This window comes from Wenyingzhuangia sp. IMCC45467, from assembly GCF_054111205.1.
On the sequence record NZ_CM134196.1, the window covers coordinates 1505035 to 1530166 of the forward strand.

At 31.2% G+C, this 25132-nt stretch carries 26 protein-coding genes; 17 read left to right on the top strand and 9 right to left on the bottom strand.

Annotated elements, in window-relative coordinates:
- The first annotated feature begins 25 nt into the window (after window positions 1–25).
- The 7 genes from panB to ACXGQT_RS06405 all read left to right on the top strand — a co-directional run bounded on the left by panB (window position 26) and on the right by ACXGQT_RS06405 (window position 6147).
- Window positions 26–844 carry a 3-methyl-2-oxobutanoate hydroxymethyltransferase gene (gene panB / locus ACXGQT_RS06375; RefSeq protein ID WP_457830567.1) on the top strand — a complete coding sequence of 273 codons (819 nt, stop codon included), beginning with the start codon at window positions 26–28 and terminating at the stop codon, window positions 842–844.
- A 152-nt stretch (window positions 845–996) separates the two neighbouring features.
- Window positions 997–1947, top strand: coding sequence for a 2-hydroxyacid dehydrogenase (locus tag ACXGQT_RS06380; protein WP_457830568.1), 951 nt, complete (start codon window positions 997–999; stop codon window positions 1945–1947).
- Between the two features lie 30 nt (window positions 1948–1977).
- The gene (gene epsC, locus ACXGQT_RS06385) at window positions 1978–2754 is read left to right on the top strand and encodes a serine O-acetyltransferase EpsC (RefSeq protein WP_457830569.1); all 777 of its coding nucleotides are present in this window, start codon (window positions 1978–1980) and stop codon (window positions 2752–2754) included.
- A gap of 3 nt (window positions 2755–2757) precedes the next feature.
- Entirely contained in the window at window positions 2758–3603 is an 846-nt protein-coding gene (locus tag ACXGQT_RS06390; protein WP_457830570.1) for a phosphatase PAP2 family protein, read from the top strand.
- Window positions 3604–3608: 5 nt separating this feature from the next.
- Window positions 3609–4493: a cysteine synthase CysM gene (gene cysM, locus ACXGQT_RS06395; RefSeq protein ID WP_457830571.1), complete on the top strand. Its 885-nt coding sequence runs from the start codon at window positions 3609–3611 to the stop codon at window positions 4491–4493.
- 13 nt (window positions 4494–4506) lie between these two features.
- Window positions 4507–5265 carry a hypothetical protein gene (locus tag ACXGQT_RS06400; RefSeq protein ID WP_457830572.1) on the top strand — a complete coding sequence of 253 codons (759 nt, stop codon included), beginning with the start codon at window positions 4507–4509 and terminating at the stop codon, window positions 5263–5265.
- 6 nt (window positions 5266–5271) lie between these two features.
- Window positions 5272–6147: a cation diffusion facilitator family transporter gene (locus ACXGQT_RS06405; RefSeq protein ID WP_457830573.1), complete on the top strand. Its 876-nt coding sequence runs from the start codon at window positions 5272–5274 to the stop codon at window positions 6145–6147.
- 17 nt (window positions 6148–6164) lie between these two features.
- On the opposite strand, the gene ACXGQT_RS06410 is transcribed toward ACXGQT_RS06405, so the two are convergent.
- Complete coding sequence (locus tag ACXGQT_RS06410; protein ID WP_457830574.1) at window positions 6165–6500, bottom strand: DUF3024 domain-containing protein; 336 nt, start codon at window positions 6498–6500, stop codon at window positions 6165–6167.
- A gap of 12 nt (window positions 6501–6512) precedes the next feature.
- On the bottom strand, window positions 6513–8873 hold the full coding sequence (locus tag ACXGQT_RS06415) for a penicillin acylase family protein (protein WP_457830575.1): 2361 nt from the start codon (window positions 8871–8873) through the stop codon (window positions 6513–6515).
- Window positions 8874–8974: 101 nt separating this feature from the next.
- Here ACXGQT_RS06415 and ACXGQT_RS06420 point away from each other — a divergent pair, with 101 nt between their 5' ends.
- The gene (locus tag ACXGQT_RS06420; RefSeq protein ID WP_457830576.1) at window positions 8975–10102 is read left to right on the top strand and encodes a DegT/DnrJ/EryC1/StrS family aminotransferase; all 1128 of its coding nucleotides are present in this window, start codon (window positions 8975–8977) and stop codon (window positions 10100–10102) included.
- A gap of 11 nt (window positions 10103–10113) precedes the next feature.
- Entirely contained in the window at window positions 10114–11127 is a 1014-nt protein-coding gene (gene galE / locus ACXGQT_RS06425; RefSeq protein WP_457830577.1) for a UDP-glucose 4-epimerase GalE, read from the top strand.
- 220 nt (window positions 11128–11347) lie between these two features.
- On the opposite strand, the gene ACXGQT_RS06430 is transcribed toward galE, so the two are convergent.
- Entirely contained in the window at window positions 11348–12271 is a 924-nt protein-coding gene (locus ACXGQT_RS06430) for a helix-turn-helix domain-containing protein (RefSeq protein ID WP_457830578.1), read from the bottom strand.
- Window positions 12272–12281: 10 nt separating this feature from the next.
- A complete protein-coding gene (locus ACXGQT_RS06435; protein WP_457830579.1) occupies window positions 12282–13043 on the bottom strand; it encodes an SDR family oxidoreductase in 762 nt (253 codons plus the stop codon).
- Window positions 13044–13202: 159 nt separating this feature from the next.
- Between ACXGQT_RS06435 and ACXGQT_RS06440 the strand changes: the two genes are divergently transcribed.
- Both ACXGQT_RS06440 and ACXGQT_RS06445 read left to right on the top strand, forming a co-directional pair.
- Complete coding sequence (locus ACXGQT_RS06440) at window positions 13203–13586, top strand: hypothetical protein (protein ID WP_457830580.1); 384 nt, start codon at window positions 13203–13205, stop codon at window positions 13584–13586.
- Window positions 13587–13646: 60 nt separating this feature from the next.
- Complete coding sequence (locus ACXGQT_RS06445) at window positions 13647–14594, top strand: DUF6807 family protein (RefSeq protein ID WP_457830581.1); 948 nt, start codon at window positions 13647–13649, stop codon at window positions 14592–14594.
- A gap of 26 nt (window positions 14595–14620) precedes the next feature.
- Here ACXGQT_RS06445 and ACXGQT_RS06450 read toward each other — a convergent pair whose 3' ends face one another.
- Window positions 14621–15862, bottom strand: a complete 1242-nt coding sequence (locus ACXGQT_RS06450) for a hypothetical protein (RefSeq protein ID WP_457830582.1) — start codon at window positions 15860–15862, stop codon at window positions 14621–14623.
- A 4-nt stretch (window positions 15863–15866) separates the two neighbouring features.
- Window positions 15867–17189 (bottom strand): DUF4270 family protein, encoded by a 1323-nt coding sequence (locus ACXGQT_RS06455; protein ID WP_457830583.1) that lies wholly within the window; start codon window positions 17187–17189, stop codon window positions 15867–15869.
- Between the two features lie 277 nt (window positions 17190–17466).
- Between ACXGQT_RS06455 and ACXGQT_RS06460 the strand changes: the two genes are divergently transcribed.
- The 5 genes from ACXGQT_RS06460 to ACXGQT_RS06480 all read left to right on the top strand — a co-directional run bounded on the left by ACXGQT_RS06460 (window position 17467) and on the right by ACXGQT_RS06480 (window position 21588).
- Window positions 17467–18462 (top strand): Kelch repeat-containing protein, encoded by a 996-nt coding sequence (locus ACXGQT_RS06460; protein WP_457830584.1) that lies wholly within the window; start codon window positions 17467–17469, stop codon window positions 18460–18462.
- Window positions 18463–18551: 89 nt separating this feature from the next.
- Window positions 18552–19640 (top strand): sensor histidine kinase, encoded by a 1089-nt coding sequence (locus ACXGQT_RS06465; RefSeq protein ID WP_457830585.1) that lies wholly within the window; start codon window positions 18552–18554, stop codon window positions 19638–19640.
- Window positions 19637–20344 carry a LytR/AlgR family response regulator transcription factor gene (locus tag ACXGQT_RS06470; protein ID WP_457830586.1) on the top strand — a complete coding sequence of 236 codons (708 nt, stop codon included), beginning with the start codon at window positions 19637–19639 and terminating at the stop codon, window positions 20342–20344. Before ACXGQT_RS06465 ends, ACXGQT_RS06470 begins: the two co-directional genes overlap by 4 nt.
- A 17-nt stretch (window positions 20345–20361) precedes the next feature.
- Window positions 20362–21066, top strand: a complete 705-nt coding sequence (locus ACXGQT_RS06475) for a dioxygenase family protein (RefSeq protein ID WP_457830587.1) — start codon at window positions 20362–20364, stop codon at window positions 21064–21066.
- Window positions 21067–21186: 120 nt separating this feature from the next.
- The gene (locus ACXGQT_RS06480; RefSeq protein WP_457830588.1) at window positions 21187–21588 is read left to right on the top strand and encodes a response regulator; all 402 of its coding nucleotides are present in this window, start codon (window positions 21187–21189) and stop codon (window positions 21586–21588) included.
- 52 nt (window positions 21589–21640) lie between these two features.
- On the opposite strand, the gene ACXGQT_RS06485 is transcribed toward ACXGQT_RS06480, so the two are convergent.
- Together ACXGQT_RS06485 and ACXGQT_RS06490 are read right to left on the bottom strand one after the other, a co-directional pair.
- Window positions 21641–22258, bottom strand: coding sequence for a thioredoxin family protein (locus tag ACXGQT_RS06485; RefSeq protein WP_457830589.1), 618 nt, complete (start codon window positions 22256–22258; stop codon window positions 21641–21643).
- A 5-nt stretch (window positions 22259–22263) separates the two neighbouring features.
- Window positions 22264–22797: a TlpA disulfide reductase family protein gene (locus tag ACXGQT_RS06490; RefSeq protein WP_457830590.1), complete on the bottom strand. Its 534-nt coding sequence runs from the start codon at window positions 22795–22797 to the stop codon at window positions 22264–22266.
- A 249-nt stretch (window positions 22798–23046) separates the two neighbouring features.
- Here ACXGQT_RS06490 and pelA point away from each other — a divergent pair, with 249 nt between their 5' ends.
- Complete coding sequence (pelA, locus tag ACXGQT_RS06495) at window positions 23047–24648, top strand: pectate lyase (RefSeq protein ID WP_457830591.1); 1602 nt, start codon at window positions 23047–23049, stop codon at window positions 24646–24648.
- A gap of 52 nt (window positions 24649–24700) precedes the next feature.
- On the opposite strand, the gene ACXGQT_RS06500 is transcribed toward pelA, so the two are convergent.
- A complete protein-coding gene (locus ACXGQT_RS06500) occupies window positions 24701–25129 on the bottom strand; it encodes a DNA-binding protein (protein WP_457830592.1) in 429 nt (142 codons plus the stop codon).
- Window positions 25130–25132 lie beyond the last annotated feature (3 nt).

Genomic DNA, 25132 nt, shown 5'->3' on the forward strand with positions numbered 1-25132 from the left:
CGCCCTATTTATAGATTTTAAAATCATGTCTGCAATAAAAAAAGAATACAAAAGAATAACTACCAACTCATTAATAGAAATGAAAAGCAATGGAGAAAAAATCTCTATGCTTACAGCCTATGATTATACCATGGCTAAAATTATTGACAATGCAGGAGTAGATGTTTTACTTGTTGGAGATTCGGCTTCTAACGTAATGGCTGGTCATGAAACAACCTTACCTATTACATTAGATCAAATGATTTATCACGCTAGTTCTGTAGTTAGAGCAAGTAACAGAAGCCTTGTAGTTGTAGACATTCCTTTTGGTAGTTACCAATCCGACTCTAAAGAGGCTTTACGTTCTGCTATTAGAATTATGAAAGAATCTGGTGCACATGCTGTAAAAGTAGAAGGTGGTATAGAAATTGAAAATGCTCTTTCTAGAATTATTCAAGCAGGAATTCCTGTTATGGGGCATTTAGGATTAACACCACAATCTATTTATCAATTTGGAACTTATACTGTTAGAGCCAAAGAAGAAGCCGAAGCTGAAAAATTATTAGCAGATGCTAAACTTTTAGAAGCCAAAGGATGTTTTGCCTTAGTATTAGAAAAAATCCCCGCTAAACTAGCTAAAAAAGTTGCAGAAAGCTTAACCATTCCTGTCATTGGAATTGGAGCTGGACCAAATGTAGATGGACAAGTATTGGTAGTACATGATATGTTAGGAATGACTCATGAATTCCACCCTCGTTTTTTACGTAGATATGCCAACCTATATGATGAAATGAGTAACGCTTTTACACAATACAATGCCGATGTAAAAGCAAAAGATTTTCCGAACGAGAAAGAACAATATTAGTTTCTTCTTGATTTTTTTAAATCGTGTATTTGTTGAATTAATTTAACCAAACAAATCTTATTTTCAAAGACTAAGGTCTATAACTAAGATATTGAATTAAGTATTTATACGATTGATTTAAAATAATAAAATCATCATACCAGATACCTAAAATGAAAGTACTTCACATAGATTCAAATCACGCTGTATTAAAGAACGATTTAGCTTTATTAGGATGTAAAAATCACGAAGATTATACCTCATCAAAAACCGAAATAGAAGCTAAAATAAGTGATTATGATGGTATTGTAATCCGTAGTCGTTTTAACATTGATAAAACCTTTATCAATGCTGCTACAAATTTAAAATTCATCGCCCGTGTAGGTGCTGGTTTAGAAAGTATTGATTGTGAGTATGCCCAAAGCAAGGGGATTGTTTTAATTGCAGCTCCTGAAGGAAATATGAATGCGGTTGGGGAACATGCTTTAGGAATGATTTTAAGTTTGTTCAACAATTTAAAAAGAGCCGATTTACAAATTAGACAAGGACAATGGTTACGTGAAGCCAATAGAGGGTTAGAATTAGAAGGAAAAACAATAGGAATTATTGGTTATGGTAACATGGGAAAAGCCTTTGCTAAAAAATTAAAAGGTTTTGATTGTAAAGTAATTTGTTACGATTTAAAAGAAAATGTAGGTGATGAAAATTGCCAACAAGTTTCTTTACAAGAGTTACAAGAAAAAACAGATGTATTAAGTATTCACACCCCACATAATGAACAATCTTATAAAATGATTGATGCAAATTTCATCAATAACTTTAAAAAATCATTTTACATTATTAACACAGCAAGAGGAACAGCAATTGTAACCAATGATTTGGTTAACGCCATCAAAAAAAATAAAATATTAGGAGCTTGTTTAGATGTTTTAGAATACGAAAAAACGTCTTTTGAAAATCTTTTTGAAAACGATGAATTACCAACTGCTTTTGAATATTTAATTCAATCAGAAAACATATTACTTTCTCCACACATTGCAGGTTGGTCAGTAGAATCTAAATTTAAATTAGCAAAAACTATTACTAAAAAGATAGGGCTACATTTTTTTAATAAAGAATTGTAATGTTTACTTTTATGCTTAGACAAGTAAAGCATGGAAAAAATTATTAAAGAACTACAAAGCATTAAGCAAAACACCGATTTAAACTACAGTGTTAAAACTAGTGTTGAAGATTTTACTCAAAAAATATTTAGTGTATTATTTGATGACAGTATAGATTTGGCTCATAGTTTTGAAGAATTAGAGAACTTATTTAAAGCAGCTGCTAAAATATCATGCATGTGTCCTCAAGAAGTTTGTGATAAAACTTGGGAAACTTTTGCTCAAAAATTACCTGCAATTTTAAAAGATTTAAATAAAGATGCTGCATACTTTATGGAATCTGACCCAGCTGCAAGACGAATTGAAGAAATTTATTTTGCTTACCCTGGTTTTTACGCTTTGGCAATTCACAGATTAAGTCACGAAATATACAATCAAAACTTATACTTATTCTCTCGTTTAATGAGCGAATATGCACACAGACAAACAGGAACAGATATTCACCCTGGAGCAACAATTTATGCCCCAGTTTTTATAGATCACGCAACAGGAATTGTTATTGGAGAAACCTGTATTATAGAGCCCCATGTAAAAATTTATCAAGGAGTAACACTGGGAGCATTGAGTGTTAGCAAAGACAAACAAGACAAAAAAAGACACCCTACCGTAAAATCTAATGTATGCATTTATGCAAATGCAACTATTTTAGGAGGAGAAACGGTGGTTGGAGAAAACTCTATTATTGGCGGGAACGTTTGGGTAACAAAATCTGTCCCAGACAATTCAGTTGTTTATAACACAATTGAAGCCAACATAAAAACAAGATAACTAGTGAAAACATCCCCTTTAAAAAAACTATCAATAGTAAGTTTCTTAATTTTATCCTTTACTGGATTTTCACAAGCATCGCTAGAACAAGTAACTAAAGAACAGTCTTTAAAAGAAGATTTTGGCTATACTTGGAAAGGAATTGCTCATTTTTACACAGCTCCTATAAGATGGGAAAAAAAACAATGGTTACAAGCCGGATTGGTAGCAGGAACTTATGCAGCTTTAACTTTTATTGATGAACCTTTAAACCCTGTTTTTAAAGATTTACAATCCGAAATACCACACCCTATAAGAGAATTTGGAGATTGGTTTGGAGGTCCAATTAACGCTGTTGTTTTTTCGGGTGGTTTATATACTTATGGATATATTGCAAAAAAAAACAAAGTTAAAAAAACAGGAATATTGTTAATGTCATCCATCGCTGCTGCAGGTTTTTTACAAACTTCCATTAAAACAATGGTTGGTAGAGCAAGACCCTCTGCAGGAGTAGGTGCAAGAGCATACAAACCGTTTACCCCTTTAGCAGCATATCACTCTTTCCCCTCTGGTCATTCTGTGGTTGCTACAGTATTTGCTCATAGTATTGCAAGACAAATAGACAATACATGGGGTAAAATTGCTGTTTATTCTGTTGGAGCCATTACTCCTGTTTCTAGATTATGGGATGGTGCTCATTGGTTTTCTGATGTAGCCCTAGGAACATTTATAGGTTTTGTTACCGTTGATAGTCTAGATAGGTATTTAACAAAAATATACGAAGGTGATAAAACAGACACTAAACTTACCAATATATGGAAGTTAGATGCTGGACTTACCAACTTTAAAATTAGTTACACTTTTAATTAAAAAACATGTATCATAAATTATTAGATTGTATAGGAAACACTCCTTTAGTAGAAACAACACGCTTGGTTAACAACCCAAACGTAAAATTGTTATTAAAACTAGAAGGAGACAACCCTGGAGGAAGTGTAAAAGATCGTGCTGCCTATAGTATGATTAAAGGAGCCATTGACAGAGGTGAAATAAAAGATGGAGACAAACTAATTGAAGCAACTAGTGGAAATACCGGAATTGCTTTGGCCATGATTGCCCAACTACTAAATATAGATATTGAATTGGTATTGCCAGAAAACTCTACTGCAGAACGTGTGCAAACCATGCGTGCTTATGGTGCTAAAGTAACTTTAACACCAGCAGATACAGGAATTATTGGGTCTAGAGATTATGCCGATGAAAAAGTAGCACAAGGAGGTTATATTATGCTAAATCAGTTTGCCAATGATGATAACTGGAAAGCGCACTACCGTACCACTGGACCTGAAATTTGGAGAGACACTAATGGTGAAGTTACACATTTTGTATCTGCCATGGGGACTACAGGAACCATTATGGGAACTTCAACTTATTTAAAAGAACAAAACCCAAACGTGCAAATAGTAGGAGCTCATCCTAGCGATGGTTCTCAAATTCCGGGAATTAGAAAATGGCCTGAAGAATACTTACCAAAGATTTTTGACAAATCTAAAGTTGATACTGTAATGGAAGTTTCTGAAACTGATGCTAGAGCTATGACCAAACGTTTGGCCAAAGAAGAAGGGGTGTTTGCTGGCATGAGCTCTGGAGGTTCTGTAGCTACAGCTGTTAAACTTGCAGAAACCTTAGAAAGCGGTGTAATTGTTGCTATAATATGTGACAGAGGAGATAGATATTTATCTTCTGACTTATTTGATTAATTAAAGTATAAATATGAAATTTCTAAAATCTTTTATCATTCTTATTAGTGCTTTTACTTTTATATGTTGTAAATCAAAATCTAAAAAAACACCTATAAAAGCTATTGAAGAAGCTCATCATAAAACAGATTTTTTATCACACAAAGCCGTTAAATTTGATATCTTATTGACATTTAGAGGAAAAGAAAGATTAAATGCTAGTATTACTTTATTAACAAATTCATCAAAAGGATTGATTGAAAATAAAGACAATAGCAAAATATATACACATAACGAATGTGTGTATTATTCACCCAATTTTAAAAACGTAAAAGCCGTTAGGTTTGATGCTTATACATGGGCTTACTTCTTTTTATTTCCTTACAAACTAAATGATTCTGGAACAAAGTGGTCAGAATTTGGAGAAGGTAAATTAAATGATGAATTATTTTACACTCAAAAATTAAGTTTTACATCAGAAACGGGAGACTCTCCTGATGATTGGTATTACCTATATGCTGATCAGGATGACTACTTAATAAACACAGCTGCCTATATTGTAACTTTTGGAAAAAACGTAAAAAAAGCAGAAAGCGATCCTCATGCCATTAAGTATGAAGACTACAAGGATGTTGACGGAATTCCAATAGCTACCAAATGGTCTTTTTGGGAATGGAATAAAACAACTGGAATTTCTAATCAACTAGGAGAGGCAGTTATTAGTAACATTCAATTTATTAACAATTCTAAATATTTATTTAACATCCCTAGTAATTATATAGAAAAAGAATAAAATAATATGTCACACGATCACCACCATCATCACGATGCTAGTAAAAACATCAAAATGGTTTTCTTTTTAAATTTGGCTTTTACCATTTTTGAAATTATAGGTGGAATTTACGTAAACAGTGTGGCTATTATTTCTGATGCTATTCATGATTTGGGAGATAGTTTATCTCTTGGGTTTTCTTGGTACATGCAAGAAAAATCTAACAAAAAACCAACAAAAACTTTTTCTTTTGGCTACAAACGTCTATCCTTATTAGGGGCTTTGGTTAATAGTCTAGTATTGCTTACAGGTTCTGTTTTTGTGATTTATGCTGCTGTTGACAGATTGATTACTCCTCAACATTCTGATGCGCAAGGAATGTTAGTTTTTGCCATTTTTGGTGTAGCTGTAAATAGCTATGCTGCATGGAAAATTAGCAGCGGAAAAACACTAAATGAAAAAGTATTATCATGGCATTTAATGGAAGATGTATTAGGATGGGTGGCTGTACTTATTGTTGCTATTGTTTTAAATTTTAAAGACATTCCTTATTTAGACCCTGCATTATCTATTGTAATTACCATCTATATTCTTTGGAATGTTATCAAAAGACTAAAGGAAACTTTGTACTTATTTTTACAAGCTCAACCTTTAGATATTGATATTGATATTATTAAAAAAGAAATATTAAATATTTCTGACATCAATAGCACTCACCACACACATATTTGGTCTTTAGATGGAGAACACCACGTGTTTACCACTCATATAGTTTTAAAAGAAAACACTACGTTTAACAAAGTAATAAAAATTAAAAAAGAACTAAAAAAAGTACTGCATAAATACCCTTTTGATCATATTACTATTGAGACTGAATTTGCTAATGATGAATGTTCTATGTAAAAACATTTTGATTGATTTTATCCCCAAAAACATCCATGTTCATCTTTCTTAATAATCTCAATAACTTTTGAAAAGTGTTGCTCTTCAAAATTTGGTTTGTATTGAATCCATTTTTGATTGGAATCCATCCAATAAATTCTCCAAATATTTTTACTTTTTACATGCTTAACTCTAGCAATTGGAAAGTTTTCTATAACCTTAATATCATCCCATTTAGGACGTATTTCAAAAATTTCAACAACATTATTTTCATAAGAATAAGACAAATCTACTTCTTTTCTTATCTCTCTAGGGGGTCTAATTTCTTCTATATATTCTCTTATCTGAATCTCTGTAAAATCTATAACTTTCATAACTAACACTTATTATTCAAAAATTAGTTTTAATGTTGATGTTTTAATCTCCTCTTCATTCATCAACATTTTATAATATTTTCCTGTATTATAATAATTAGTCTGATTGCTGTAAAATGGACTTAAAAAATATCCAGATTGTCCTGTTGGTGTTACTGCATAAGAGTTTTCTATATCAGAAAAATCTATAACTCTACGACTTGAAGGACCTGCATTTACCTTAAACTCATTGCCTTCTGTATAATCAAACATTAAATTATTAATAGTTTCATTTCCTCCTACCATAGGGAAAGCCCCCACGTTAAAAATCTTTTTAAGCAAATCTATTTTAGCCAAAGCATGTTCATGAGTTACGGTATGTACTTTACCCCATTTCCATTCATTTATATCCTCTCCCAAGGTTGCTTTGAGTTCTGTTACAGCGTTTTTAAACGATAAAGTTACAATGTCTTTAAAAGTTTCTTTTCTTAAGGTAGATATATTGTCCCACCATACTGAGTTTGGATTTTTTAAATATTTATTCTGAGTTCTTCTTGATAGGTTTGAATTCACAAAATCTTTAAAATCATCGGCTCCTAATTCATCTTCAAACGTATTTTTCCAAAGCCTAAAAGTCAATTTATAATAAATAGTAGGCTCTATATTTTCTAAATGATGGTTTCCTTTCCATTTAACCAACCTATCTAAAACGTTTAACTCAAAATCATTTAATTTATCAAGGTCAATCCCATCAACCAAATCTTTAATATTTTCTATGGCTGTAGTATTGGTATGGCTGTTCACCAAACTTTTCATATCGCTTACCGATAATTTTTCTTTGGCTTCAATTCCTTTTTTAATAGCCACTGCCCTGTCTTGTGACAAATAATACCCTGGATATAAATCTCCATCAATAGCCTCTGGTTGTACATTAGATGTAAACAGATATCCCTTTGGAGGATTGATTGCTTTTGGATTTTTAGTAAATGGCAACCATTCTTTTTGTACTTCAGACAAATCTGTTCCATCAAGCACAAATTTGGTATTTACTTCAGGCGATATGTGTTTATATAATTGTCCTGCAGACCACAATCCAATGTTGTTTTTTTTATCACCATACACAAAATTCAATCCAGGAGCAGATAAAGTAGCAATGGCATTTTCAAAATCATCAATATTATTAGCATGGTTCATACCATAAGCTGTTTGTAAAACCTGATTAGGTTTTTCGTTATACACCCAATTGACAACAGTAGGTACAGAGTCTAAATTTTTAGAACTTACGTTAAACACCGTTCCTAAAACCGTTTTTTTGATGATCATTTTTTTTGAGGTTTCTCCCTTTATCTTAATTTCTTTTTCAACAAACTCATAATCATAAAACCCTGTGGCAACGCTGTATTTAGTACTATCCTTTGGGTTTTGATTGATTTGATAAAAATCTAAATCATCATTTTCAAACATGGTCAAACCAAAAGCATAATCCCTATTATGTGCTAACAATGGAAAAGGAAACAAACCTAAATAAAATCCATAATTTTCATAGGTTGGGGTTTTAATATGTGCTTGATACCAAACCTGTGGCTGTGCAAAACCAATATGGGGATCATTTTCAAACAACACTTTACCTGTAGTTGTTTTTTCTGGAGCCAATACCCAACCATTACTTCCTATAAATTGGGGAAATGGTAATTTTTCTAACAGATGATTGATGCTTGAAATACTATTTTTTCTTACATCATAATTTTCTTGATATACGGTGTTTTCATCCGCATCAATAGCCAAATCTTTTAAATATGCTGTTCCTAAATTATTTTTTATATGAGTTAAAACTGGATCTGTTTTAAAAGCATGGGCAAAACTAAAAGCCATGTAAGCCGTAACATAATAAATATCTTTAGGAGTATAATGTTCCTTTTCAATACCCAACAAAGAGAACTCTATTGGGGTTACACCATTATCTATATAAGTATTAATTCCTTTTAAATAAGCGTTTACAAGTCCCTTAACTTTTGAATTTTTATTTAAAGCTAACACTTGTTTTTCTACTGTTTCATCAACACCAAGATTAGAAAAAAACACATCCACATCAACCAAATCTTTTCCTAAAACTTCAGCCAATCTTCCCGATGCAATTCTTCTTAACAATTCCATTTGCCACAAACGTTCTTGTGCATGTACATACCCCAAAACCGTCATGGCATCTTTTTCAGAATTGGCAAAAATATGAGGCACTCCAATGCTATCAAAATAGACTTCTGTACCTTGAACTCCATCAATATGTGCCGTTCCTTTATAGCTTGGTTTTAAATATTGTAAATAGCCATAAACCCCAATAGACAAACCTACTAGTAGGCAAAAAACACTAACAATAACATACTTAAAAATCTTCATGATATTATTTTAAAAAGTAGCCTAAAGATAAAGAATCCTTTTACACTTGACTTAGGAAACCTTGCGATTATTTTGTTAATTTGTAACGTAATCTATCCTAGATGAGAAAACTTCAAATGGTTGACTTAAATAGTCAATACCTAGACATAAAAGAACAAATTGACAACTCTATTCAACAAGTAATAGATCAAACTTCTTTTATAAATGGACCACAAGTCCAAACTTTTAAAGAAAATTTAGCCACTTATTTAAATGTAAAACACGTAATTCCTTGTGGTAACGGAACCGATGCTTTACAAATAGCTTTAATGGCTTTAGATTTACAACCAGAAGATGAAGTAATTACTGTAGATTTTACTTTTGCAGCTACGGTAGAAGTGATTAAACTTTTAAAATTAACGCCAGTGTTGATTGATGTTGAATTGGATACTTTTAACATCAGTATTAAAGCTTTAGAAAAAGCCATCACTCCAAAAACCAAAGCGATTGTTCCCGTACATTTATTTGGACAATGTGCCAACATGGAAGCTATTTTAAATTTAGCTAAAAAACACAATTTATATGTAATTGAAGATACTGCTCAGGCCCTAGGAGCAGATTATATTTTTGCTGATGGAGCTACAAAAAAAGCTGGAACCATAGGAACCATAGGAACTACTTCTTTTTTTCCTTCAAAAAACTTAGGATGCTATGGTGATGGTGGGGCCATTTTTACCAATGATGATGCATTAGCTCACAAACTAAAAGGAATGACCAACCATGGAATGTATCAAAAATATTATTATGATGTAGTGGGAGTCAATTCTAGGTTAGATAGTATTCAAGCAAATATCTTAAATATTAAATTACCACATTTAGACCATTATAACAAAGCAAGACAGCAAGCAGCTAATTTTTACAACCGTGCATTTGCCAATTCTAAACATATTATTACTCCAATTACCTCAACTTTTTCTAACCATGTATTTCATCAATACACCCTTAGAATTACCAACGGAAAAAGAAATGAATTGCACGAATATTTAAAAGAACAAAATATTCCTAACGCTATTTATTATCCTGTTCCGTTACACAACCAAAAAGCATACAAGCAAGAAAACGTTATAGAAGATAACTTTACAAACACCAATACATTGGTACAACAAGTAATATCTTTACCCATGCATACTGCTCTAGAAATTGAGCAACTTGAATTGATAACAAAAACGATACTTAATTACTTAAAATAATACTTATTAATATGGCTAAGCAAATATTAGTTACTGGAGGTTTAGGATTTATTGGATCTCATACCGTAGTAGAATTACAAAACGCAGGATTTGATGTTGTGGTAATTGATGATTTATCTAACACAACTATTAAAGTTTTAGATCAGATTACAGAAATTACAGGAGTTAAACCAGCTTTTGAGCAAATTGACTTACGCATTAAAGCAGATGTAAAAGCCTTTTTTGATAAGTACAAAGTAGATGGAATTATTCACTTTGCTGCTTTTAAAGCGGTTGGGGAAAGTATGCACAAACCTTTAGATTATTACGAAAACAACTTAGGGGCTTTGGTTTACATTTTACAAGAAATGAGAGACAGAAAATTAGATAACTTTATTTTCTCATCTTCATGTACTGTTTACGGTCAGGCTGACGAATTGCCTATTACAGAAAAGGCTCCTGTTAAAAAGGCTGAATCTGTATATGGAAACACCAAACAAATTGGTGAAGAAATTATTCAAGATGCTTCTAAAGCCCACGGAATTAATGCCATTGCTTTAAGATACTTCAATCCTGTGGGAGCTCACGAATCTGTAAAAATTGGAGAATTACCTTTAGGGGTTCCTCAAAACTTAATTCCTTTTATTACACAAACTGCTGCTGGAATGAGAGCTGAATTATCTGTTTTCGGGGATGATTACGATACTCCTGATGGAACTGCTGTAAGAGATTATATTCACGTAGTAGATTTGGCTAAAGCACACATTGCTGCTTTAAACCGTTTGATTGAAAAAAACAACAAAGAAACTTACGAGTTTTTTAACGTAGGAACAGGAACAGGAAGTTCTGTTTTAGAGGTTATCAATGCTTTTGAAACGGCTAACGGAGTAAAATTAAACTACAAAATTGTAGACAGAAGAGCTGGAGATATTACTGCTGCTTATGCAGATACTACTATTGCTAACAAAGAGTTAAATTGGAAAACTGAGCTAAGCTTAGAAACGGCTTTAAAATCTGCTTGGGAATGGCAGAAAAAACAAGAATAGTTTTTAAAAACTAATAAAATAAGAACGTCTTTCTAGCATGCTAGAAAGACGTTCTTGTTTTTTACGGATGGAAAACACTATCCAAAAATCGAAAATTTCGTCAAACTGAACTCGTTTCAGTTTCTCATCACTACGCTTTCAAAACATATTGCGTTTCTGAAATAAATTCAGAATGACGTTTGCTAATATTTTTAACATCCTCTTTTTCACCTCCATATCACTAATTAAAACTAGCTCTAAATTTTAAAGGAGAATAATTGGTTTTAGACTTAAATACTTTGCTAAAAGACTGGGAATGTTCAAAACCCAACTCAAAAGCAATTTCACTTACCGAGAGATTTGTGGTAGATAATTTTTCTTTTGCTTCTTCAATTAATTTGGTATGTATATGCTGCTGCGTGCTTTGTCCTGTTAAATTTTTAAGTAAGCTACTTAAATAATTAGGAGATAAATTTAATTGCTCAGAAATGTATTGAACGGTAGGCAATCCTTTTTCGGTAATTGCATCGCTTTTAAAATAATGATTTAATAAATCTTCTAACCTTGACAAAACTTCATGATTGTTCTTTTTTCTGGTAATAAATTGTCTTTCGTAAAATCGTTCAGCATAATTTAACAACAATTCAATATGAGCTATTATAATGTTTTGACTAAAAGCATCTAGATTAGATTGGTATTCTTGTTTAATCTTTTTAAATACATCTAAAACAATGTTTTCTTCTTTTTCTGATAAGAACAAAGATTCTGTTAGAGAGTAATCAAAAAAATCATATTGTTTTATTTTATGAGCCAATATAGATCCCCACAAAAAATCAGGATGTATTAACAAAATCCAACCCGATGGAACTTTGTCAACATCACTTTTAATATACTCAACATTTAGTATTTGATTGGGAGCAAAAAAAGACATCAATCCCTCATCAAAATCATAATCTTTTTGACCATATCTGTATTTCCCTATAATATTCCTTTTTAAGCCAATAGTATAATACCCTTGCAACCAACCTACTTTGCTATACGCTGGCAAATGCTTAATTTGACTATAATCTACCAAACTAATTAAAGGGTGTTCAGGAGGCTTTAATCCCCTTACTTTATGAAACTCTGCTATGGTATTTAATTTTACAATTTGATATTCTTTCATATATACTTACTTATAATAACATCCCACCAGAAACCTCTATACGTTGTCCATTAATCCACCTAGCATCTTCGGTACATAAAAAAGCAACCAATGCTCCAATATCAGTAGGCTCTCCTATTCTACCCAAAGCAGTAATACTCGCCACAGCTCTTCGTTTAGCTTCATCATTTTTATTAGCTCCTCCACCAAAATCAGTAGCAATGGCTCCTGGAGCAACAGTGTTACTTGTAATACCTTTGTGCCCTAATTCCTTAGCTAAATACTTGGTAAAAACCTCAACCGCTCCTTTCATCATAGCATAAGCTGATGAATTTGGAAATGAAAACCTTGTTAAACCCGATGAAATATTAATAATACTTCCATTATTATTTAGAAAAGTTAAGGCTTTTTGAGTAAAAAAGTAAACTCCTTTTAAATGAATGTGATACATTTCATCGAATTGATTTTCCGTAGTTTCTATAAAAGGAGAATAAATTCCTGTTCCTGCATTATTAATTAAGAAGTCAAACATAGGTGCTCCATTCTCTTTGTTTAAATATGTAGACATTTGATTAAAAAACTCCTCAAAACTTTCTATTTTACTTGTATCTAACCGAAATGCTTTTGCTTTTTGCCCTGTTTTATTAATTTCCTTAACTACTTCTTCGGCAGCAGATTTATTTGTGTGATAAGTAATGACTACATCAATTCCTTTTTTGGCTATATTTATAGCCATTTCTTTTCCTAAACCTCTACTTCCTCCTGTTACCAATGCTATTTTACTTTTTGACATCTTAAATTATTTTTTTGTTTATACAAAGTTCAACTTAATTTGATGTCTTTTTTTAGCTAAATCTACGTTTGTTGTAGTTAAAATCTATAGTATATATTTATTTTCACTAAAACAAGCAACCAAATAACCAAAATCCCATCTTAAAAATAAATCCTTATAATGAAAAATATATTCTGTATTGCTGCTTTAATATTCATTGGTTTAATTTCTTGTGATAAAAACAACGAATCTACCCAAGAAGAAGATTTAAAAACGCTAAATATCTTACGTGAAAAAATAAGCACACTTGCCTCTAGTACAACCTGTGATAACAGTATAGATTGGAGTTTTACAGCCATAGGAAACAAAGCCTGTGGAGGACCAAAAGAATACATTGCTTATTCTAAGCATATAGATGTAACTAACTTTTTAGAAATGGTTGCCGCTTATACTGAAGCAGAAAAAAACTACAATCAAAAATGGAATGTCTTTTCTGATTGTTCTACTCCACAACAACCAACTGCTGTTATTTGTACTAACGGAACTCCTACTTTTGAATATTAAACAAGTTGTTAAGCCTTGGTTCTTTTAACTATATTTACAAAGTTCTAAGAATTATAAAACATGCGTTTTTTATACATTTATATTTGTTTCTTCCTAATTACAAATATTACATTCTCTCAAATCATCAATCTTAAAATAGACAACAATGCTGTTTATTTTACAGAAGGGAATGATTCTATTTTGGTTTATCAAATTGCAGAAAAATCAATCAACGGACAATTTGCTAGAAACAATTATATTCATCCACTCTATACTTTAGACGGACAAATATTAACTGAAGATTTCCCTAAAGATCATCCTCATCACAGAGGAATTTTTTGGGCATGGCATCAATTGTATATTGGCGATAAACGGTTGGGAGATGGATGGGAATTAGAAAACTTTTATCAGGAAATTAACGAGGTAAAACAATTAAAAACCAAAGGGACATCAAAAAGTATTAAAACCACTGTTTTTTGGAAAAGTAATCTTTGGTTAGATGAATATGGTAAAGAAAAACCAATGGTTAAAGAAAATACCACAATAACCGTTTATCCTAAAAAAAACAATTCTAGGCTAATAATTGTAAAAATATCTCTTTTTGCTTTAGAACCTTATATGCGTATTGGTGGTTCTACAGATGCTAAGGGTTACGGTGGTTTTTCTCCTAGAATTAAACTTTTTGAAAACACAAAATTTACAGGTTCACATGGAACTGTAACCCCAAACATTTTACCCATAAAAGCTGATGGATGGTTAGATATTTCTGGTCCTTACGGACAAAACAAAACCATGGCTGGACTAACCATATTGTGTCTCCCAAACAATCCTGGCTACCCTTCCCCATGGATATTACGTGCTAAAAACAGCATGCAGAATGCTGTATTCCCTCATCCGGGAGCTAAAACAACACCCTTGTATCAAGAAAAACCTATTACGTTAAGTTATGGTTTGCTTATACACAATGGAACTGCTAATGAAGTAAATATTGAAAGATTATACGAGAAATATAAAATAACAAGACCTTAACAGTAATAATATTAACTTCTTTAGCTTTATAGTATTTTTCGTTTTTTAAACCAGTTTCCATTAAAACTTAAGTTGATGCTGATTTTATGGAAATTTTCTTGTACCAATCTACTATTTGTTGTTCCTTCTTTACCGTATGAATAAGATATATTTAACCTATTTCTACCTTCTTTATTAATAGGAATTCCAACCCCTAGTGAACCAAAACAGCTATTGATTTGTTGGTTTGATATTTGTAAAAACCCTGAATTATAATTTAATCCAAACCTATATTTTACCTGTCTAAAAAAATCTGCCTTGTTATTGTATTGCTTATATTCTAATCCAAATGCATAAATGCTTTGATTTGTATAACGTCCATCATTCTCTTGTTGATTGGTATTTTGCCAAAACAATTTTTTATAATCTAAATTGGTGGTGAAATTTTTAAAAGAAGAACTAAGTCCTAAACCAAAAGTAAGAGGCATTTCAAAATCATCTAACTCATTTTCTACAGCGTTTTCCATATAAGTAATGGTTCCAGCATTTGAAGTTTTGTAAGAGGTTCTGATTTGTTTTCCACTTAAAGATGTAGGCAATTCTACAACTCCACCAAGAGTAGTTTCATTTTTTTTACTCCTAAACACATCATATTGAAATCCTGCTTTTAACCTTATACCAGAGTAATGATTTTTGTCTTGTATATCAATCAAATAACTAGAGTACAATTCGCTATCCTGATTTACATTTCCAAACAGAGCAGTAAAATCTAATCCTAAAGACAATTTATCTGTAACTTTTACACCACTAGAAACATAAAACTTATTCAACCCTCCTGTTCCTACCATTCTTGTAGTATAAGTTTGTGTGGTTCCTTCTATATAATTTTCAACATCAATTTTATAGCCTGTAGTAGTGTAAGGCAAAAGTCCTAAACTCATTCCCCAACCTTTTGCCAAAGGAAAAGCAAATACTATATGAGATATATTTCCTTTATAAGTGGTTTGATTGGTGTTGTAATTTTTTAATTGAGAATACAACCCACTAATTCCAAAATCTTGTAAAAAAGATTGTTGCTGTATATTTGCCAAGTTTGAGGGATTAAAAATATTAATCTCATCAAATGTTTTCTGAGCAACACCACTATTCCCCAATCCTGTTAGTCCTCCAGTTGCAGTATTATTTTCTACTCCCAACCCAAACAAAGAATACGGAGTGTTTATATTATTTTGAGCCGTTAAAACTTTTACCACTCCAAAAACCAACAATATTGTTATTTGTTTTAACATTTGCTTAATAGTTTAAATATTTTACGGTTAATTTTACCCTATCACTTTCGCTCTCAGGATCTTCAACAATTACTCTATCTACCGAATTATTAACATCAACAAACTGTATCATTAAAGAATAATTTAAATTTTCTTCAGTAGTTAAAATTTCTTCTACAAAACCACCCAAATCAACGCTGTAGTATGTATCACTATCAAACTCATCATCATTTTCGTTTAAAACTGCATAAGCAGTATAACCATCAACATCTGTTAATAAATTCATAATTCTGTTTTTATGATCTATTACATAAATGCTTAATGAATCTTTTAATGGATTGTATTTATCATAAGTTCCTTTTAAAGGCCTAAAAGTTAATGCAGCTCCCAAAGAAGAACCTACTTGAGACATTTCTTTTAGTTTTTTTATAGAGGGAATGTGAACTCTGGCTGAAATTCCTGTTCCTGCCTGTGCGTATATTAAATTGTTTGTTTGCTGACTAGGAATAACTGTTTCTAAATCATTCACCCCGTTAATATTGGTAGTTGTAACATCTGTTTTAATGGCATTAAATTGTTTATTTGTTGATGAAACAACAAACTCAACATAATAACTTTCTCCTTCAGCATCTTCATCTTTAAGCGTATAATAAAGTCTCATGCTAGAATTTTTATCGGTACTGGTTGTAGTATAAGCGTTAAAGCCTAACACATGACTGTTTGATAAAGTATCGGGTAGAATGGTTAATCCTTTAAAATATTGAAGAAAATCATCGGAGGTATTGATATCATCATCAATAATTTTATTGAAAATTTCTTCACCCAACTCATACTCCATTGGAATATAAATAGAGTCTGTACTTGTATTTGGCCTTGGAGTAAAAGTAACCTCTCCCAAAGACTCATGATCAAACGTAAGTTTTGATGTATTGTAAAAATCATCACCATCATCTTTTGGTTCAAAAGTTTCGGTAATTCTATGAATTTTATAGGTTTGAGGTTGCAGGGTATCTCCATAATAATAAGAATCATAATTCAACACAAAACCAATAGAATCATACACGGCATTTTTATCTATACTAAAAATATAATTCTGAATTTGAAAATAAGATTGAGCAGTAGTTTGCCCCAAATAAGCATCATTAACACTACCAATTAAAATACGATTGGTAGCCGAGGTTACTAAAGAATCTAATTTATAAGTTCCCGTATTTACAGTAAAAGTATCTATTACTTTAACCTCTACAGTGCTATCTATAAAATCACTCCCAACAGCATATTCTGCATCATCCGTAGCACAAGACATCATAAAAACGGTAACTATAATACCTAAAATTGTAAACTTCATTTTACTTTTTTAAGCAAATATATCTTGAGTGTTTCTTTTGTGTCTTCTAAAATATACCAACACTGCTTTTTTATAGATGAGTTAAAAAAAACAATAGAAAAAACCTAAAATCTTGTTTGTCGATATTTTTAAATGATAAAGAGATACAAATACCTTGTTGGTCTATTTGATGCTGATTTCTATACAATTGCCTCTATTTTTGAGCATTGTTAATAAACTTGCTAACAAAAGTAAGTGGAATTAAAGAAGTAATTATAGTAATCTAATTAACGAAAAAATGAATTTAATAAAAAAAGGAAACATTTTATTTTTAACAGCACTTTTAGTCTTATGCTTTGTAGGCTGTACTGAAGATGATGACGATGATGAATATGGTAACTGGGTAGAGAGTTCTACTTTTGACGGGAACTCACGTGCAGGCTCTGTAAGTTTTACTGTGGGAACCAAAGGATATTTAGTAACAGGTTATGATGGTGATGATTATTTAGCTGATACTTGGGAATACAATTCTGAAGATGATTATTGGGTTAAAAAAACAGCTTTTCCAGGAGTTGCCAGAAGTGGTGCTGTTAGTTTTGCTTTAAACGGAAAAGGATATGTAGGAACTGGATATGATGGAGATAATGAATTAAAAGATTTTTGGGAATACGATCCTAGTACAGATACTTGGACACAAAAAGCAGATTTTGCAGGTACCGAAAGATATGGAGCTATTGGTTTTGCTATTGGAAACTACGGATATATTGGTACAGGTTACGATGGTAGTGAACAAAAAGATTTTTGGAAATACGATCCAAACACAGATACTTGGGAACAAACTCTTGGTTTTGGTGGTGAAAAACGTAAAGAAGCATCTGTGTTTGTAATTAATAATGTTGCTTATATAGGTTTAGGAATTCACAACGGATCTTACGAAAAAGACTTTTATGCATTTGACGGTACTACCTGGACAAGATTAACTGATTTAGATGACGATGATGACGATGATGATGACTACGAAATTTTGCTAAGTAACGGAACTGCTTTTTCTCTGAACGGAAAAGGATATGTTACTACAGGAATTGCTAGTTATGTAAACACCAATGCTTGGGAATACACCCCAGCTACAGATACCTGGGAAGAATTACCTGCCTTTGAAGGTTCTGCAAGACAAGATGCTTCTGCTTTTACTTTTGACTCTAAAGCCTTTGTACTTATGGGAAGAAGTGGTAGTTATTATTTTGATGATGTTTGGGAGTTTAGACCAGAAGAACTAGAAAATGAAGATGATTAATCTTTAATGGTCTCATGTTTGTATAAGGTGATTTTAATAAACTCATCTTATACAAACAATTAAAATGATACAACTTATTATTTAAACGAATGAATCAACTAAACTCAATTTCAAAAAGCCCTTCTACAGTGTTTATTCACATGCTTATATGGGGAATTTTTTTTGCTATTATAGCCATTCAGTTTTTTCTAAAGTTTAATACCATTCCTTATGATTTTTATATTAGAACAATTGTTTTTGTTGGTCTATTTTATCTAAACTACTCCATTCTTGTACCTAACCTACTCTTAAACAACAAAATAATTTTGTATGCTGTAGTAGCAACAACGTTTTTTTTATTAATTATTTATGTAGTAGAACCCTTAATTCCTCATTCAAGGGATTTGCCGGTTTTTAATGAAGTTCCTCCAGATTTTCCTAAAAAATTAGACAATCCCAATTTTAAAGATTTTCGTCCAAATAACAATAGAATGATGCATCCATCATTCCCTATATTTTTATTAGTTTCTTTATTTTTTGCACTTAGTACAAGTATACGTTTGGCTTTAGAATGGTATAAAAAGGAAAAGGAAAGAGTTGTGATTCAATCACAAAAAGTAAATTCAGAACTATCTTTTTTAAAAGCACAATTAAACCCTCACTTTTTATTCAATACCTTAAACAGTATATATTCTTTGGCCAATAAAAAATCTGATGATACTACAGAAGCCGTTGTTACGCTATCTGAATTAATGAGGTATATGATTTATGAAGCCAATGAAAACCTTGTTCCTTTAGAAAAAGAAGTAGAACACATTAAAAATTATATTGCTCTACAATTACTTAGAGTTAAAGATTCTAGCGGTGTTAGAGTAAACATTCAAGGAGATTTAAACTATAAAATAGAACCTTTATTACTAATCTCTTTTATTGAAAATGCCTTTAAATATGGAACCGATTTTAAAGGTAAAACAGAAATAAGAATTAAAATAAATATTATAAACAACGAGCTACATTTTTATACCTATAATATTTCATCTCCTCAAAATTACAAAAGTGAAAATTCTGGAGTTGGCTTAGAAAACATCAAAAACAGACTTCATTTATTATATCCAAACTCACACAACCTAGAAATTATTAACAATGGAAAATCTTATGAAGTTAAATTAATAATTAAACTAAAAAAGGCTAACAAATGAAATGTATAATTATTGATGATGAACCATTAGCACTAGAACTGCTAGAAGATTTTATTTCTAAAATCTCTTATTTAGAATTGGTTGCATCATGCTCAAACGGATTTGATGCTACAAATATTTTACAAGAAAAAGACATTGATTTAATTTTTACTGACATTGAAATGCCTAATTTTTCTGGAATTGATGTGGTAAAATCATTAGACAAAAAACCCATGTTTATTTTTACAACCGCTTACTCTCATTACGCGGTAGAAGGCTTTAATTTAAACGCCATTGATTATTTAATAAAACCCATTCCTTTTCATCGGTTTTTAAAAGCCACCACTAGAGCTCATGATTTATTTAAATTAAAAAAAGAAGAAACTCCTAATGCTGTTAACAAAGAGGTTACATCAGAATTTATTTTTGTTAAATCAGAATACGAAAACCTAAAAATAAACTTGTCAGACATTAGATATATTGAATCTTTAAAGGATTATATAAAGATTTACACCAATAAACCCAAACCTATTTTAACCCTAAGTAGCCTAAAAAGTTTTGAAGAAAAACTAGGGAAATTAAACTTTATAAGAGTTCATAAATCTTATATTATTTCTTTAAATCACATACACTCTGTACAGCGAAACAGAATTATAATTGAAGACAAATGGATTCCTATAGGATTGAATTACAAAGATGATTTCATAAAAAAAATAGAAGGATAATTAAAATTCATAAAAAAATGGATCGAAAAAAATTTATAAAAAATGGTTTAATAAGTATGGGGTCTATTGTTGCCATACCAACTATTATTAACGGTTGTTCTAAGGATAATGAAACAGACAATGTCTCTGATGAAAATTCAACTTTGGGAGACTGTACCTTATCTCCTAGTGAAACAGCGGGACCTTTTCCTATAAAAACACCTAGTGATTTGGTTAGAGAAAATATTATTGGAGATCGAAGCGGAGTTGCCATGTTAATTACCTTAACCGTTCAAGACCAAAGTAATAATTGCGAACCTCTTTCTGGTGTATTGGTAGACATTTGGCATTGCGATGCACAAGGAGATTATTCTGAATATGGAGGTACAGGCATGCAAAACACAAACTACACAAATAATCATTTTTTAAGGGGCAGACAAACAACAGATAGTAATGGACAAGCCTCTTTTATTAGCATTTTTCCCGGTTGGTACAATGGTAGAGCTCCACATATACATGTAGAAATTCTAAACAGTAACAAAAGTTCAATTAGAGTCACTCAAATTGCTTTTCCTAAAAATATTTGTGACACTGTTTATGCAACTAGTAATTACAACGGAACAGCAAATACTTTAAATGAAAGAGATAATGTTTTTTCTGATAGTTTAGACCAAAACATGGCAGACACATTATCTGGAAACACTACAGATGGTTATACACTTTTAAAAACGATTATTGTTTAAATTGATATTGTTTATTTAGTAGCTAAATTTTAATTATAATACAATCATATTGTTTTTTTAGCATATCTTAATTACTTTTATAGTATTATGCCAAATTATTACTCGCTAACTTTATAATATATGCAAGATGTAAAGAACAATGAACCTTCTACTTTTGTAAAAAAATTAAAAATATTGATTGCCGAAGATGATGAAGTTTCTAACTTTCTTTTAACCTATTTATTAAAAGAAAAAAAACCAGAACTTTTAAGAGCTAAAACAGGAATAGAAGCCGTTGATATTTGCACTAAAAACCCAGATATAGATATTATTTTAATGGACATTAATATGCCTGAAATGAATGGCTATGATGCTACTAAACAAATTAGAGAGTTTAATAAAGATATTATTATAATTGTACAAACTTCAAAATCTCATTCCAAAGATAATGAGCTAGCCATAACAGCGGGGTGTAATGATTTTTTAACAAAACCCATTCGTAAAGACCTTTTATTTTCTACCATCCAAAAATATTTTAACTAATAATAATCATAAAAAACCCAAAGTTTATTTACTTTGGGTTTTTACTTATTCGTTATTTTTTTATACTACAGCCAATAGCTCTGGTTTCCTTTAACTCAATATCTTTACCTGCAAGCAATGCATCAACAGCATTTTCTGTATACTTTACTTTTACAGCATTGGCATCTTTATAATTATCATCAATAGCACCAATGTATTTTACTATATTTCCTTTTTTTGTTTTTTCTAACACAAAAACATGTGGTGTTTTGGTAGCTCCATATTTAGGGTATATTGTTTGATTTTTATCTATTAAATAAGGAAAAGTAAATCCTTTTTCTATAGCTCTAGCTTTCATTGCTGCTAAATCATCACCTGGTTTAACTACTGTATTATTTGGCATAATTGCAATGACCGGATATCCTTTTGAAGCATACTTATTATTCAATGCTATAATTCTATCTTCATAAGCCACTGCATATGGACAAGTATTACAGGTAAACGTTACAATAAAACCTTTGGCATCTTTATAATCTGATAGAGAAACCATTTTTCCATTAACGTTCATTAAGCTAAAATCTTCGGCTACGTCACCTATATTATACCCCGATGTTTCATTTTTCTTATAAACAGTAAATGCACTTATTACTACAACAAGTACTAGTAATGATAAAATTTTAATTGTTTTCATAATATTTATTTTAAAAATTGTTTGACTTCAGTTTCTAACGCTTCATAAGTAAAAGATTGTTCAAAAAACACGCTCTTATCGTTTTTATATATAATGGTAGCTGGCAAAGCACCAGACCAATTTTTATTTACCTTAGGAATCCAAGTATTCATGTCAACATCATCCAAAGCAATTACTTTTGATTGTAGTTTTTGGTTTTTAATAAATGGTTTTAACTTAGTATCGTACTGATTAGGAAAATCTAAGCTTACCAACAACACTTCTACATTTTTATTTTTATAAATTTTTCCTAGTTTTTCAAAATACGGGAGCTCTTTTACACAAGGAGCACACCAAGTTGCCCAAAAGTTTACTACATAAATTTTATTATCTTTTTTTTGTAAAAAGGATTCAAAACCATCAAAATCATAAACCTCTAAATCAATCTCTTTCTCAAGTTTAGTAGTTTCTGTTATTTTATAATTTTCTGATTTTTCTTTTTTTGAGGAATTACAGGAAATTAAAACCAGCATAAAAGCTAGCCATGCAAAAGTTCTCATACTTGTATTGATTTGTTATAAAGTTAATTATTTCTCCCCAATACCAACATCATAAATCATACCTTAAACATTAAATATTTTCATATTTTATGAATATTAAAGAAAATAAAAAACGCTCTTTCCCTCTTCAATAAAAACAACACAAAACACCCATATGATTAAATTTTAAAAGTATTTGATTAAAATTTAACATCAGAAACAACCAATCATTGATATTTTCGCAAATCTATTACTAAACAAACATAACGAATGACTAAAATAAAACGACTGATATTGCAATTAATGAGTTTTTTAATACTAACAGCATGTAGTACAGAAGACAGTATTGAAAAAGATGTTTTGGTAACTCAAATTAATATCAACTCAAGTGATATAACAGATGGTAATGCTATCAGAATTCCTATTGCTATCATACCAAGTAATGCTACTGATAAATCTGTTACGTGGTCTATTTCTGATGAAAGCATTGCTCTTATTTCAGAATCGGGTGTAATAACACCTATACAAAATGGTTCAGTAATAGTTAAAGCTACCGCAAACGATGAATCTGGGACTGTTGCTCAAAAAAACATTAAAATATCTGGTGTAACAGGGGCTATCATTCTTGTAGAAAACATAAGTATTTCAGGAGGAAATATTACAGATGGCATGCCTAAACAGTTTAACACAACCATATCACCCACAGAAGCAAACAATAAAATTGTTACTTGGACAGTTTCAGATGTCAATATTGCTAGCATAAATAGCAGTGGTCTCCTTAGCCCTAAGAAAAATGGAATGGTTAAAATTATAGCCACTGCCACAGATGGTAGCGGAATAAAAGGTGAACTCAATGTGACTATTTCTGGTATTCCCGATGAAATTTCAACAAATTTAAAAGCAGAAAATATGCTTTTATGGCAACGTAGCAATGGTGGATGGCCAAAAGAACCTTATAACGATTTTTCTGGATACGACAGAGAACAAACAGAGGCTGAAAAATCAAGAGCATTAAACGAAAAAAACAATACAGATACCACTATTGATAACAACCACACCATTGGAGAAATTAGAGCATTATTAAGTGCTTATAAAACCACCAATAACACCAATTACTTAGAAGCTGCAGAAAGAGGAATTGATTACTTATTTGAAGCACAATATGAAAATGGTGGATGGCCTCAATATTATCCTTTAAGAAATAATTATAGTCGCCGTATTACTTATAACGACAATGCTATGGGAAATGTAATGAATATTATGAGAGACATCTTTAACAAACAAAACAATTTTGATGTTGTTAAAACAGAATATGCTACCAAAGCCCAAACCGCTTTTGACAAAGGAATTCAAGTAATATTAAATACTCAGGTAACCATTAACGGAACCAAAACCGCTTGGTGTGCACAACATGATGAAGTTACTTTAAAACCTGCCATGGCGAGAGATTATGAATTAGAATCTAACAGTGGGTCTGAATCTATAGGAATTATTAGACTTTTAATGACCTTAGACAATCCATCTCCCGAAGTTATTGATGCCATTCACAAAGCAGTTGCTTGGTTTGATGAAGTTAAAATAGTAGGATATGCTTTAGTGGAAGAGAATGGAGATAAGGTATTAAAAGAATCTCCTGGAAATATTATGTGGGGAAGGTTTTACACTTTAGATGATTATACAGGAAACCAACATGAGGCTTTATTCAACGAATTTGAACCCAATCAGCCTTTTTTCTGTAGTAGAGGAAGTGGTCCAAGAAAAACCATTGCAGAAATCTCTCATGAAAGAAGAAATGGATATGCATGGTATGGTAACTGGGGGAAATCTTTAAACAATGAATACAACTCGTGGAAATCTAAAAATGGACTTTAATATTCTCAAAAAAAAAAATCAGCCAATTGGCTGATTTTTTTTGGGTTTATAATTAGTTTGCATGTTCTAACAAACGAATTCCATTTTCTTCTAAAGTAATTACTTTGTTTTTATACAAACCTCCAACAGCATTTTTAAATGCTTTTTTACTCATTCCTAATTCATACTTAATGGTATCAGGTTCAGATTTATCAGTAATGGGTAAAAATCCGTTATGAGCTCTTAATGCATTTAATATTTGTACTTGAAATTTAGTGATACTATTCCTAAAACCAATAGGTTGTAAAGAAATATCTAACCTACCGTCTTCTCTAACTTTTTTAACATAAGCCTTTAGTCTTTGTCCCTCTTCTAAACGTTGGTATACTTCATTTTTATACAACATTCCTTCACAAACCTCATCAACCAAAACCGTAATTCCTAATTTAGAAAAACTCCCTATCACAATACCAACTTCTTGTCCTTCTTTAAACTCTTCCATAAT

Excerpts from the sequence above, each read along its gene's own strand:
- panB (WP_457830567.1), top strand. The coding sequence starts at position 26 with ATGTCTGCAATAAAAAAAGAATACAAAAGAATAACTACCAACTCATTA.
- ACXGQT_RS06380 (WP_457830568.1), top strand. The coding sequence starts at position 997 with ATGAAAGTACTTCACATAGATTCAAATCACGCTGTATTAAAGAACGAT.
- epsC (WP_457830569.1), top strand. The coding sequence starts at position 1,978 with ATGGAAAAAATTATTAAAGAACTACAAAGCATTAAGCAAAACACCGAT.
- cysM (WP_457830571.1), top strand. The coding sequence starts at position 3,609 with ATGTATCATAAATTATTAGATTGTATAGGAAACACTCCTTTAGTAGAA.
- ACXGQT_RS06400 (WP_457830572.1), top strand. The coding sequence starts at position 4,507 with ATGAAATTTCTAAAATCTTTTATCATTCTTATTAGTGCTTTTACTTTT.
- ACXGQT_RS06405 (WP_457830573.1), top strand. The coding sequence starts at position 5,272 with ATGTCACACGATCACCACCATCATCACGATGCTAGTAAAAACATCAAA.
- ACXGQT_RS06410 (WP_457830574.1), bottom strand. The coding sequence starts at position 6,500 with ATGAAAGTTATAGATTTTACAGAGATTCAGATAAGAGAATATATAGAA.
- ACXGQT_RS06415 (WP_457830575.1), bottom strand. The coding sequence starts at position 8,873 with ATGAAGATTTTTAAGTATGTTATTGTTAGTGTTTTTTGCCTACTAGTA.
- ACXGQT_RS06420 (WP_457830576.1), top strand. The coding sequence starts at position 8,975 with ATGAGAAAACTTCAAATGGTTGACTTAAATAGTCAATACCTAGACATA.
- galE (WP_457830577.1), top strand. The coding sequence starts at position 10,114 with ATGGCTAAGCAAATATTAGTTACTGGAGGTTTAGGATTTATTGGATCT.
- ACXGQT_RS06430 (WP_457830578.1), bottom strand. The coding sequence starts at position 12,271 with ATGAAAGAATATCAAATTGTAAAATTAAATACCATAGCAGAGTTTCAT.
- ACXGQT_RS06435 (WP_457830579.1), bottom strand. The coding sequence starts at position 13,043 with ATGTCAAAAAGTAAAATAGCATTGGTAACAGGAGGAAGTAGAGGTTTA.
- ACXGQT_RS06440 (WP_457830580.1), top strand. The coding sequence starts at position 13,203 with ATGAAAAATATATTCTGTATTGCTGCTTTAATATTCATTGGTTTAATT.
- ACXGQT_RS06445 (WP_457830581.1), top strand. The coding sequence starts at position 13,647 with ATGCGTTTTTTATACATTTATATTTGTTTCTTCCTAATTACAAATATT.
- ACXGQT_RS06450 (WP_457830582.1), bottom strand. The coding sequence starts at position 15,862 with ATGTTAAAACAAATAACAATATTGTTGGTTTTTGGAGTGGTAAAAGTT.
- ACXGQT_RS06455 (WP_457830583.1), bottom strand. The coding sequence starts at position 17,189 with ATGAAGTTTACAATTTTAGGTATTATAGTTACCGTTTTTATGATGTCT.
- ACXGQT_RS06460 (WP_457830584.1), top strand. The coding sequence starts at position 17,467 with ATGAATTTAATAAAAAAAGGAAACATTTTATTTTTAACAGCACTTTTA.
- ACXGQT_RS06465 (WP_457830585.1), top strand. The coding sequence starts at position 18,552 with ATGAATCAACTAAACTCAATTTCAAAAAGCCCTTCTACAGTGTTTATT.
- ACXGQT_RS06470 (WP_457830586.1), top strand. The coding sequence starts at position 19,637 with ATGAAATGTATAATTATTGATGATGAACCATTAGCACTAGAACTGCTA.
- ACXGQT_RS06475 (WP_457830587.1), top strand. The coding sequence starts at position 20,362 with ATGGATCGAAAAAAATTTATAAAAAATGGTTTAATAAGTATGGGGTCT.
- ACXGQT_RS06480 (WP_457830588.1), top strand. The coding sequence starts at position 21,187 with ATGCAAGATGTAAAGAACAATGAACCTTCTACTTTTGTAAAAAAATTA.
- ACXGQT_RS06485 (WP_457830589.1), bottom strand. The coding sequence starts at position 22,258 with ATGAAAACAATTAAAATTTTATCATTACTAGTACTTGTTGTAGTAATA.
- ACXGQT_RS06490 (WP_457830590.1), bottom strand. The coding sequence starts at position 22,797 with ATGAGAACTTTTGCATGGCTAGCTTTTATGCTGGTTTTAATTTCCTGT.
- pelA (WP_457830591.1), top strand. The coding sequence starts at position 23,047 with ATGACTAAAATAAAACGACTGATATTGCAATTAATGAGTTTTTTAATA.
- ACXGQT_RS06500 (WP_457830592.1), bottom strand. The coding sequence starts at position 25,129 with ATGGAAGAGTTTAAAGAAGGACAAGAAGTTGGTATTGTGATAGGGAGT.